The following is an 11879-nucleotide window of genomic DNA, read 5'->3' as shown; positions in this document are numbered from 1 at the left end:
TGGCGCGGCTTGTCTTTCCGCCACCTGTCAAACGCGCCTTCGTGTTCAGTTGGTCACTCTGGCGGCGCGTTCACCAAGCCCATGCCGCCGAGGCCCACTACCGCGCAAGACTCACCACGCAGACGCAACTGTAGTACTAGACGCCTTCCACCAGCACGATGTTGGCAATCCCCGCCCCCTCGCGCTTGGCCTTGGCCGCCTGGTATTCCGGCGAATGATAGCAGTCGACCGCCGCCTTCAGGCTGGGGAACTCGATCACCACATTGCGCGCGTGGCCCTCGCCCTCGAGCTGCCGGAAGTCCCCGCCGCGCGCCAGGATGCTGGCGCCATATTTCTGGAAGGCCTCGCGCGTTGCCGAGGCATAAAGCTGGTACTGATCCGGGTTCGTCACCGTCACATGGGCGATCCAGTATCCCTTGGGCATTGTGCTTGCTCCTTGCGAAAGCCCGGAACTATAGCGGGGCCTTCCGCGGCGTCCAGACCGGGCGGGGGCCTTGCGCCGTCCTTCCCGGAACCCGATGGCCGAAGCGGCCGCATCGAGCCTGAACCAGCGCGCCGCCGAACTCCATCGCGGCGACAAGCCCGTATCGCATCGTTTCCGCCAATGTTGCGCCGATCTTCGAGATGATCACCACCGGCTTCGTGACCGTCTTCTCCTTTCCCGGCTGGAACGGAATGGCGGTGCTCGGCGCGGTGACCGGCGCCGGACTGCGGGCTTTCCCGCCATGACTGGGATGCGGTTCAGTGCAAGTTCTGCGGGCGGCTTCTCAACGTCCCGGACAAGGGTGTGGTTCAGGCGGCCACGGTTTGGCCCAGCTTTGGTGGCCAATGGGGGCCGGAATGGCCGCGCGGTCTTTCCGGATTGCCTGCCGCGGTCCGGAATGGCAGATGACTGGCTGGAATCAGTTCAGTGGAACGGGAAGACGTTGCGGCGCCTTGCGAGAATATGCGCTTACAGCCTGATGTCGGTCTTGGCCGTTCTGCTGCTTCTCGCCGTCGGCCTCTCCATCCGGCTGGCGAAGGGTCCGGTGCAGCTCGATTTCCTGCGCGCCACCGTTCAGAACAAGATCAACCAGGGCCTGCCCAGCATGACTGTCACGGTGGGCGGCGTCACCCTGCAGCGCGGCGGCTCCGGCGGGCTTCCGCATGTGCTGCTGGACAATCTGCGGCTCGATGACCGGCAGGGGAACTATCTTGCCAGCGCGCCCCATGCCTCGCTGGAAATCGACGAGGCGGCGCTGCTGACGGGCCGCGTGGCGCCCACCTCAATCACCCTGATCGGGCCCAGAATAAGGGCCCGCCGCGATCTCGACGGCAGTTTTGCGCTGGGCTTCGACGATCCGGCGCCGGAAAGCATGTCCGTGACCGTGGATGCGGGCGATGGCGGAAAGTCCGACCTTGAGTCAGCGGCCTCTGGCGGCGTCCCGCCGAGGTTCAACGGATCCGGCGCGGCCCTCATCGATCTGGTCAGCGGCGGCCCCGGAGCCGCCTCCATGGGCTCCATCGACGCCATCAACATCGACGGCGCGACCATCAACTTCTATGACGAGGCCAATGATGCGAGCTGGGCGATCCGCGGCGCGGACCTGGCTTTCAGGCGTCAGCCGGACGGATTCAAGGTCGAGGCCAATGCCTCCGTGCTGAACGGCGACCAGAGCGGCGGCAGCTGGACAGCGGGCGGCAGCGCCAGCTACCGGCGCGATACGCATTCCTTTCTCGTCAGCGCGCGCGTGACGGACGTATCCCCGGCCAAGATCTCGAGCCAGATCTATGCATTCTCGAAACTGGCCCGCGTTGACGTGCCGCTGTCCGGCCGCGTCGATATGGAGATGACCGGCGCGGGTCTCGTCACCCGCGCGGTGGGCGAGTTCACCGCGGCGGCGGGCGTTGTCGAGCTTCCCGAATACCTCGCCGGCAAGATCAATGTCGATGAGGGCTCGCTGCGCGCCGAATATGACCCCGCCACCGGCAGCATTGCCATCACCGACTCCGCGCTGCTCATCGGCAGCTCGCATGCCCAGATGACGGGCCGCCTGTCGCCCGAGCGCTCGGCCGACGGACGCCTGACGGCGATCGACATCTCGCTTGGCGCGCGCAACGCGGCCATCGATGCCCAGGGCTCGATCCGCGACCCGGTCACCATCGACCAGGTGCTGTTCCAGGGCCGCGCGGGCATCGAGGAGGCGCGGGTCGACATCGGGGATCTGCGGGTCATTTCGGGTAACGCTGTGGTGCGCCTCACCGGCGCCATTGCCGGCGGCAACGAATCGCCCGCCATCTCCCTGGCCGGACGCGTGCAGCGCATGCCGGCGGCCCTGCTGAAGCGGCTGTGGCCGCCCATCATCGCGGAAAAGACCCGCGCCTTCGTCAACGACAATGTCGAGGACGGCGTCATCACCGATGGCGAGTTCAAAGTTGCGCTGGCAGCTGACGCCATGGCCGAGGCCAAGCGCACACGCAAGCTGCCGCCGGACTCCATCCGCCTGAAAGTGAAGATGGAGGGTGTCACCAGCGGCTATTTCAAGAAGCTGCCGCCGCTGCTCAATGCTTCGGGCGAGGCGCATCTCGACGACAATGATTTTTCGCTCAAGATCGATGGCGCCGATGTGATGCTGCCGTCGGGCGCCCGGGTGCGCCTTGCCAGCGGCTCCATGCTGTCAAAGGATATCCTTGCGGTGGAGACCATGTCGGAGTTCGATCTCGACATCGCTGCCGGCGCCCAGGCGCTTATCGAATATCTCGACCAGCCCGACCTCGGCCTCATCCGCCACACCGGCATCGACACAACGAAGCTTGGGGGCGATGCGGCCATGAAGGTTCACCTGGCCTTTCCGATGATCAAGCCCCTGCCGCCGGAGAGGGTCAAGGTGAAAGCCGCAGTAAGGCTCACGAATGCCTCGCTGAGGGACGCTCTGCCGGGTATCGACGTAACGGAGGGCAAGATCGACCTGGCCATGGACAAGGGCGTGCTGACCGCCACGGGTCCGGCCAGGATCGCCGGTATTCCGGCCGAGATCCTGTGGCAGCGCGGCGCCGGACCCGGCTTCGTGCAGTCGGCCGTCATCAAAGCCACGCTCGACGGCGAGCAGCGCCGCAAGCTCGGCGTCGACCTCGGCACCTTCGTGCGCGGTCCCGTCGGCGTCACCGCCACGCTGGAAAATCTGGCCGACCCGCAGGGCAAGGTCGAACTCGATGCGGACCTGGCCGAGGTGGAGATGCGCATCCAGCAGATCGGCTGGGCGCGTCCGGCCGCCCCCAGGACCACCGCGAAACTGACCTTCTATTCGAAGGGCGAGAATGCTCCGCGCGTCGAGAACCTTGAGGTCAAGGGCAAGGGCCTGTCGATCAAGGGCAGCATGCTTCTCGCACCCAACCGCCAGGGCCTGCGCTCCGCCAGTTTCACCGAAATGAAGCTCTCGGACGAGAACCGCTTCGCCGCCAGCGTGAAAGTCAGCGACGGCAATGTGATGGACGTGCAGGTGACGGGCGACAGTTTCGATGCCCGCCCCCTCATCCGCGGCCTGTTTGGCAACCAGAACCGCGACGAGGCGGCCCAGGCGGCGGAGCAGGCCAAGGCCGATTCCGGACGCACCGTGCGCCTCGGCCTGACGATCGGCCGGGTCTATGCCAACATGGGCGAGATCATCACCAGCGTCAGCGGTCATCTCACCTCGCAGTCCTCGCGCCTCACCGAGGCCGAGATCAACGGAACTTTCCTCAGCGGCCAACCTGTCGTTTTCCGTGTGGCGCCGGTCGAGGGCGGGCGCGAGATGCGCATCAACGGACGCGACGGCGGGGCGGCGATCCGCGCCGCCAATCTTTATTCCAAGGTGGCGGGCGGCCAGATCGAGTTCTATGCACTGCTCACGCGCGAGGGCTTGGTGCGCAACGGCAAGCTGGTGCTGCGCGACTTCGAGGTCAGGAACGAGGCAGCCCTGGCCGAGCTTGATGCCCGCGGCAAGCCGAAGCGCGATGCGCCGCGGCGTGACGGCCCGCGGCGGGATGCGCTCAGTTTCAAGAAGCTGAGCCTGCCCTTCACCTCCGACAGCCGCTTCATCTGCGTCGGCGAGGCGCTGGTGCGCGGGCCCGAGCTTGGCGCCAGTGCCGCGGGGCTTATCCGCAAGTCGGATGGCGCCATTGACATTGCCGGCACCATCACCCCGGCCTATGCCCTCAACGCCGCGCTGGGCGATATTCCACTGCTGGGCGATATCATCACGGGCGGCAAGGGGCAGGGCATCATCGGCGTCACCTTCGCCATGGCCGGCACGGTGGACAAGCCGGACTTCCAGATGAACCCGGTCTCGGCCATGGCCCCCGGCTTCCTGCGCAAGTTCTTCGAATATTCAAGCCGCTGCGAACCGATGAAGTCCGTGAAAAAGACCGGCAAGAACGCCGAGACAACCGCCAGCCCGGCGCAGTGACGGGCAACCCCCTCGTCCCGTTCCGCAAGCGGGAGCAGAGCATGATCCGCAAAAATGGAACCGCTTTTGTGGCAAGAGCATGATCCGCAAAAGTGGAGCCCACTTTTGCGATAAGGTCATGCTCCGGCCATTGATCTGGCGCATGTTCCGATCAGGTGTTTCCACCTGATTTGAACTTGCGCAAGGTCGGCCACTCCGCCGTGTCATGGTCCGGGTGCTGCAGCGAGCGGAGCTTCAATAGGTCTGCGGGCGTCCGGTCGTCCTCAGTGCGCTTCGACGGCAGGCCCGGCAGGGTGTCGGCCCAGGCGAGCTTGCTCTCCACGCCCACCACATGGCCGGGGGCGGCGGCATTGGGGTCATCCAGCGAGCCGATGGCGAGTTTGATCGACCCGTAATCATCTTCCAGCATGAACAGCGGCGTGCCGCAGTCCTTGCAAAACCCGCGCGCCACGACGGGCGAGGAGCGGAAGGTGGCGGGCTGTCCCCTTGTCCAGCGGAAGTGCTTCGGCTCCACGCTCACGAGCGGCGCGCCGAAGGAGCCGAAGGCCTTTTGGCACATCCGGCAATGGCAGAACCCGGCATGCCCCAGGGGCCCTTCGATGCGATAACGTATGGCGCCGCATTGACAACCTCCGGTATGGGATTCCGTCATTCTGGCCTCCTCACGACTATCGGAAGTAACGCTTCCGCTTCCAAAAATGCAAGGCTGGACTGACGGAATGGCGCAGGTAAGCTTGCACGGGCAGGCGCATATCGCCGCTCTTGCTGCACCGCAGTACGAAACGGAGAGACGGCATGACCAGCAGGCAGGACCAGGCGGCGGCTTCGGACGAAGCCGCAATCCACGGGCACGGCCCCCGGCCGCCTGGGTTTCTCATTCTCACCCTGGGCTCCATCGGCGTCGTCTATGGCGACATCGGAACGAGTCCTCTCTATGCACTGCGCGAGGCCGTCGCCGCCGGCATGCGGCAGGACGGGCATATATCGGACGCGCTGGTGCATGGCGTGCTCTCGCTCATCATCTGGTCGCTCATCCTTGTCGTCACCGTCAAATATGTGCTGATCCTGCTCAACGCCGACAACAAGGGCGAGGGCGGCACGCTGTCCCTCATGGCGCTGGCGCAGCGCGCCTTCGGGCGCTCCGTCACCTGGATCTCCGTGCTCGGCATGATCGGCGCGGCGCTGTTTTATGGCGACGCGATCATCACCCCGGCGATCTCGGTGCTCTCCGCCGTCGAGGGCCTCAAGGTGGTGACGCCCGACTTCGAGCCCTATATCCTGCCGCTGACGCTGGCGATCATCCTCGGCCTGTTCCTCGTGCAGGCGCAGGGCACCAGCCGTGTTGCCGCCTTCTTCGGTCCGATCACGCTGGCGTGGTTCGCCGCGCTCGCCGCGGTGGGCCTGTGGCACATTTTCGACAATCCCTCGGTGCTGATGGCCTTCAACCCGCTCAAAGCCGCGCACTTCCTCGCCAACCATGGCTGGATCGGGCTTGCCGTGCTGGGGGCGGTGTTCCTCGCCGTTACCGGGGCCGAGGCGCTTTATGCCGATCTCGGTCACTTCGGCAAGCGGCCGATCCAGGCGGCGTGGCTTGCCGTGGTGCTTCCGGCCCTTGTCCTCAATTACCTGGGGCAGGGCGCGCTGCTGCTGGCCGAACCGGCCGCGATCGACAATCCCTTCTTCCGCATGGTGCCGGACTGGGGGCTGGCGCCCATGGTGGCGCTGGCCACCGCCGCCACCATCATCGCATCCCAGGCCGTCATCACCGGCGCTTATTCGCTCACCCAGCAGGCGATCCAGCTCGGGCTTCTGCCGCGCATGGAAATCCGCTTCACCTCGGAAGCACATGCCGGGCAGACCTATCTGCCGCAGGTGAACTGGCTGCTGCTGGCGGGCGTCGTCGTTCTGGTGCTGGCCTTCAAGTCCTCGGGCGCGCTGGCCCATGCCTATGGCATCGCGGTCACCGGCACCATGGTGGTGACGGCCATGATGGCGGTTGCCGTGATGTGGAAGGACTGGCGCTGGCCGTTGTGGCTGGTGCTCCCCCTCATGCTGCCGCTGCTGGCGCTGGACCTCGTGTTCTTCGGCGCCAATTCGCTGAAGATTCTCGAAGGCGGCTGGATGCCGCTGGCGCTGGGCGCGGCCATCTTCCTGCTCATGTGGACGTGGCGCGAAGGCTCGCGCCTGCTGGCGGAAAAAACCCGGCTGTCGGAGGTGCCGCTGAAGGACCTCGTCGCCTCGCTCAGCAAGCGGCCGCCCGCCACCGTGCCGGGCACGGCGGTGTTCCTCACGGGCGATTCCGGGAGCGCGCCCACGGCACTGCTGCACAGCCTCAAGCACTATAAGGTGCTGCACGAGCGCAACGTGATCCTCACCGTCAAGGGCGCCACTGTGCCCGTCGTGCAGGATCAGCGGCGGCTGAAGATCGAGCAGCTCGCGGAGCGCTTCTGGCGCATCGAGGCAACATTCGGCTTCATGGAAACACCCAACGTGCCGGCGACGCTCGCCTCCATCCCGAAGGAGCAGATGAGCTTCCCGATGATGGACACCTCCTACTTTCTGTCGCGCCGCAGCGTGCGCGCGTCCAGGTATCAGGGCATGCCGGTGTGGCAGGACAAGCTGTTCATCATGATGGCGAGGAACGCCAACGACGCCAGCACCTATTTCCGCCTGCCGCCGGGCCGGGTGATCGAGGTGGGAAGCCAGGTGACGGTATAGGCAGCACGCCACCGCCGCTGTCACATCATGCCCCCACAGGCCGCCGCCGGAAGAAAGGCGGTGACGTTGCAGCGGGGGGGCGGCCGGGGGCGGGAGAAGGCCGGTGGAGCGACAACCATGCCGCATCAGGCGACTGCAATCAATTTCATCACATGTTTGCGATGATCGATCACTTTCCTGTTGCCAATCCAGCTGGTGGAGCTATCTTTCGTTGGGTCAACTGAGGGGAGGATTCCATGCGTCTGTGGTTGGCTGCCGGGTTGCTTTGCGTCCTTGTTTCGTCCGCTCACGCGGTCGATGATGAAGATGCGAAGGATCCGAAACTCCCCGTCGAGGGGCGGAACGGCAGCTTCAGCCGCGTCATCCCGATCGATGTTCCTGGCTTTCACGGGATCGAGCCGGACCTTCGGCTTGTCTATGATTCATCCTCCGGCATCCGCAACCTTCCGCCGACGGGCGGCGAACTGGGCGTGGGCTGGACGCTGCAGGGCGTCTCCGCCATCCAGCGCGTGTCGGGCACCGCGCCACCGGCCGCGGGGCAGAACAAGGCGCCGAGCGGGCGCGGCGTGCCAGCCTATGGCGCGGCCGGCTTCACGCCGGACAGCTTCCTGCTTGACGGAACGGAACTCGTCCCCTGCACCGAAGTGGCCAACCCGCAGTCGACGCCGTCCTGTGCAACGGGCGGCACCCACACCAGCCGGTTCGAAACCTATCTGCGCATCCGCCGGGACGTGGGCGCCAACAGCTGGGAGGTGACGGGCCGGGACGGCGTCACGTCGCTTTACACCTCGCTTGAGGGCGGCTCTGCCGATCTCGCCTTCCGCTGGCATCTCGCCTCCGTCACCGACCGGCGGGGCAACCGCATGGACTATGGCTGGAGCTGCGAGTCGGGCCACTGCACCATCGCCAGCATCAAGGCCTTCAGCCAGGGCACGTCCGCTCCCGCCAGCGAAGTCCTGTTCTTCACCGAGGCCCGGCCGGACCGCATCACCTATGGCGACGGCCGCGGCATGCGCGCCATGACGAAGCGCATAACCACCATCCAGGTCAAAAGCGGCGGCCAGCCTCAGTCTGCCTATCGCCTCGGCTATCAGACATCGGCCTCCACCGGCCTGTCGAGGCTGACCGCCGTCCAGAAATACGGTGCAGACGCGGTGATCTCCAACGGCATCGTGACCCCCAATGCCGGCAAGACGCTGCCCGCCTATTTGATGAGATATTCCGGAAGCGATGTCACAGATGACGCAATTGGCACATTGAGCTTTTCAAAGATTTATAACTGGTCGGAGCCAGCCCGGAATTTTGGAGATTACAAGCGTCGAGAATATGTTGGTGACTTCAATGGCGACGGGTGGAACACAGACTATTTCGCGCCTCCCTTGCACACTAAGGAACGCGCTATGGAAGGAGCTCTTCACCTGGCTACCGGTCAACCGGTTCAGCTTCCAGACGACAGGCTTGAACTTAAGCCGTCTGGACCCGTAGCACCGTCCGAATACGTCGCGGGGTTTGGCGATTTCAATGGAGATGGCATTACGGACAGATTGCTAAAGAAGAACAGTGTAACCTACAGCAATAAGTCAGACTTCCCCGAAGAGTATCGGTTTCGTGGGTTTATTACCAAGGTCATGGAAACTGGTCAATCCACCGACCGAACGATCTATGACATTTCCTATCTCGATATACCCGGCACTCGCGACCTCGCTAGCAGCTTTACAGAGTACAGTTCATTTATGGGGGGGGTCGGCGATTTCAACGGCGACGGTGTCGATGATTATCTCGTGCGCACTGGTTGGCTTCTTCTGTCGAATACCAGTGATTTCGGACACCCGATCGTCGCTGACTGGGGGCTGACAGGTACCAGAGCTTTCTATGCGAAATTCGTTGGAGTCGGCGACGTAAACGGCGATGGAAGAACTGACGTCATTGCAAAGGGGGAAGGGACATCCGTGAATAAGTATCGAGTCTTCTTATCGACAGGCACAAGCTTCTCTGCCCAGCCTGAGTTCTCTGGTGGCAACGGTAAGCCACTCATCGCGGACGTAAACGGTGATGGGCTCAGCGATCTCGTTTTCATTAGTTCCCCGCCCCCTTCGAAGCGCACCATTACTACTTTCTTCTCAAATGGATCCACCTATCGTACGAGCTCTGAAGACCCGCTGTCTCAGTCGTCGATATCTGTATCTGCGGAGGAGCAGTGGGATTCCTATAAGATTGGAGACTTTAATGGAGATGGCCGCACCGATCTGTCGATCAGAACAAGCATTGTACGGGCCATGGCCAATAGCTTCGAGACTACGGCACAACAAAACGGGATATCCGTCTTTCACTCGCCTGCAATCATCGCGGACTTTAACGGTGATGGCTCTGATGACATCGCCATGGCCAAAGATTCGCGTTTCTCTTCCGGAGTCTGGCTTTCCCGCTCCGGCCAGGCGGACCTCTTGACCTCAATCCAGGAACCCCTGGGCGGCCGGGTTTCGGTCACCTACGGTCCCTCCGCCGGTGCGCCGGGGAACCGGATGCCCTTCAACATGCAGGTGGTGAAGACGCTCACCCTTGATGACGGGCGGGGCGGTAGTTCGCTGTTTCGGTTCAGTTATGAGGGCGGCCTCTGGTCGCGCACCGAGCGGCAGTTCCTCGGCTTCCAGAAAGTCACCACCAGCCTGCCGTGCATCGCGGGCGAAACCACCTGTCCGCGGCAGGCGCGCGTCTATTCGCAGGCGCCGGCCTGCCTGGGCCAGGTGCTGCAGGAGCAGGTGCTCGACGGTCCCGGCGGGGCCGTGCTGTCTCAGAAGACCACCAGCTTCGCCGAGGACAGCCAGCTGCCCTTCACCTGCCTTGCCACCTCCACGGAGGCCCGGATCTATTCGGGCACCGATTCGCGCGCGGTGAGCCGCAGCTTCGCCTATGATCTTTATGGCAACACCACGCAGGTCACGGATAATGGCGTGGTGGGGACGGCGGGCGACGAGACCCTGACGCTCACCTCCTTCACGCCCAACACCGCGGACTATCTGGTCTCCTGCCCGTGGCGCACGCTGGTTTACCAGGGTTCGTCACCCGCGGGTCAGCTGCTCTCGGGAACCAGCCTCTCCTATGACGGCGCTGCCCCCGGCGCGGCCCCGTCCCGCTGCGAGAGGACCCAGCAGGATGACTGGGTCTCGGCCAACAGCTGGATCACCACGCGCAGCTGGTCTTATGACAGTGCCGGCAACCGCGTGACGGAGACGGATGGGGCCGGCAACACCACAACCACCGTCTATGACGGCGCCCTGCGGCTCTTCCCGGTGGAAACGCGGCTGCCCGGCTGTTCCGCCGATCCCCGCTTCCGCAAGCTGACCGGCTGGAACCTCGCCTGTGGTCTTCCCGCCAGCCAGACGGACCTCAATGGCCAGGCAAGCCTCTTCGGTTATGACGCGCTCTGCCGTGAAACCAGCCGCCAGCTGCCCGGGGGATACACGGAAGTCCGCAGCTATGTGAACCTGGGCCAGCCCAACGGGCAATACACCAAGATTGTCTATCCCGCCCCCGGCGGCCAGGCAGACCCGCGCTACAGCGCCGACTACATGGATGGCTTCGGCCGCAGCTTCCTCACCGAATCCACCGGCCCGCAGAGCGGCGCGCCTATCCGCGTCGAGAAGTCATACAACGCCCGCGGGGGCCTTGCCCGCGCCACCGCCCCCTATCACTACGGCGAGACGGTCTTTGCCACGACCCTCGCCTATGACAAGCTCGGCAGGCGCGTGCTCGTAACGAATCCGGACAGCACCAGCTCCAGCATCTCCTACGGCCTCGGCGCCACAGGGACGCCGGAGCTCCTGGTCACCACCCTGACGGACGAGAACAACCGCAGTGTGCTGGAGGCGGCGGACGCCAACGGCAAGCGCGTCAGGCGCACGCGGATGAAGGACGCCAGCCCCGTCACCACGCAATACCAGCGCGATGGCCTCGGGCGCATCACCCGCATTGTCGATCCACTGGGCAACCAATGGTCCTATGGCTATGACGGCCTTGGCCGCCGCGTCGGCGTCAATGATCCCGATCTCGGCGCATGGTCCTATGCCTATGACAACGCCTCGCGGCTGACCGTCCAGACGGATGCCAAGGGCCAGAGCACGGAACTTGCCTATGATGTGCTCTCCCGCGTCACCAGCAAACTGGTGCGGGGTGCTGCGGGCGACGAGGTCACCACCAACAGCTATGACGAGGCGCGCGGGGGCTTCTTCAACACCGGGCAGCTCACCACCGCCCAGCGTCAGGCGGGCGGCAAGAGCTTCACCCAGGCCTATGACTATGACGCGGCCGGCCGCTTGGCCCAGCGCCGGGACATTGATGTCAACGGCCGGGACTTCACCCAGTCCTTCGAATACTGGCCGGACGGCAGCCTCAGGCGCAAGCTCCTGGCGGATGGGTCGTGGACCGGCGTCTATTCCTATGATGCCGCGGGCCGGCTGTTCAGCATCGGCAATGCCAATACGCCCTCGCCCAGCGAGCCGGAGCAGTATATCTCGTCCATCTATTACAACGCCCGCGGCCAGACCACCTCCATCGCCTATGGCGGCGGGGTTGCCACCGCCTTCAGCTATAATGACGCGCGCGGCTTTCTCTCCCGCGTGCTGACGCAGAAGGGCGGGCAGACGGCGCTGGACCTGAGCTACACGCGCGATGCGAGGGGCCTTGTCACGGGGATCTCCTCACCCGATCCCACGCGCGCCTGGGCCTATGGCTATGACG

The 11879-nt window shown here is 64.5% G+C and carries 5 protein-coding genes and 1 pseudogene; 4 read left to right on the top strand and 2 right to left on the bottom strand.

Going from position 1 to position 11879, the window contains the following annotated elements; translation table 11 throughout:
* Positions 1–136: 136 nt before the first annotated feature.
* Positions 137–424: a DUF1330 domain-containing protein gene (locus IOC69_RS13300; protein WP_290544041.1), complete on the bottom strand. Its 288-nt coding sequence runs from the start codon at positions 422–424 to the stop codon at positions 137–139.
* Between the two features lie 273 nt (positions 425–697).
* On the opposite strand from IOC69_RS13300, the pseudogene IOC69_RS13295 reads away from it, so the two are divergent.
* Together IOC69_RS13295 and IOC69_RS13290 are read left to right on the top strand one after the other, a co-directional pair.
* Positions 698–787, top strand: a pseudogene (locus tag IOC69_RS13295) (ion transporter); the annotation flags it as partial.
* A gap of 184 nt (positions 788–971) precedes the next feature.
* Positions 972–4424 (top strand): DUF3971 domain-containing protein, encoded by a 3453-nt coding sequence (locus tag IOC69_RS13290; protein WP_290544040.1) that lies wholly within the window; start codon positions 972–974, stop codon positions 4422–4424.
* A gap of 151 nt (positions 4425–4575) precedes the next feature.
* On the opposite strand, the gene IOC69_RS13285 is transcribed toward IOC69_RS13290, so the two are convergent.
* Entirely contained in the window at positions 4576–5076 is a 501-nt protein-coding gene (locus IOC69_RS13285; RefSeq protein ID WP_290544039.1) for a GFA family protein, read from the bottom strand.
* Between the two features lie 143 nt (positions 5077–5219).
* Here IOC69_RS13285 and IOC69_RS13280 point away from each other — a divergent pair, with 143 nt between their 5' ends.
* On the top strand, positions 5220–7142 hold the full coding sequence (locus IOC69_RS13280) for a potassium transporter Kup (RefSeq protein WP_290544038.1): 1923 nt from the start codon (positions 5220–5222) through the stop codon (positions 7140–7142).
* 236 nt (positions 7143–7378) lie between these two features.
* The coding region (locus tag IOC69_RS13275) for an FG-GAP-like repeat-containing protein (protein ID WP_290544037.1) at positions 7379–11879 on the top strand (4501 nt) is incomplete at its 3' end.

Source organism: Aestuariivirga sp., from assembly GCF_020252405.1.
GTDB lineage: Bacteria > Pseudomonadota > Alphaproteobacteria > Rhizobiales > Aestuariivirgaceae > Aestuariivirga.
The sequence above is the reverse complement of the archived record's forward strand: the minus strand, read 5'-3'. Positions and strand labels throughout refer to the sequence as shown.

Coding starts and splice junctions, on each gene's coding strand:
- IOC69_RS13300 (WP_290544041.1), bottom strand. CDS start 424: ATGCCCAAGGGATACTGGATCGCCCATGTGACGGTGACGAACCCGGAT.
- IOC69_RS13285 (WP_290544039.1), bottom strand. CDS start 5,076: ATGACGGAATCCCATACCGGAGGTTGTCAATGCGGCGCCATACGTTAT.
- IOC69_RS13280 (WP_290544038.1), top strand. CDS start 5,220: ATGACCAGCAGGCAGGACCAGGCGGCGGCTTCGGACGAAGCCGCAATC.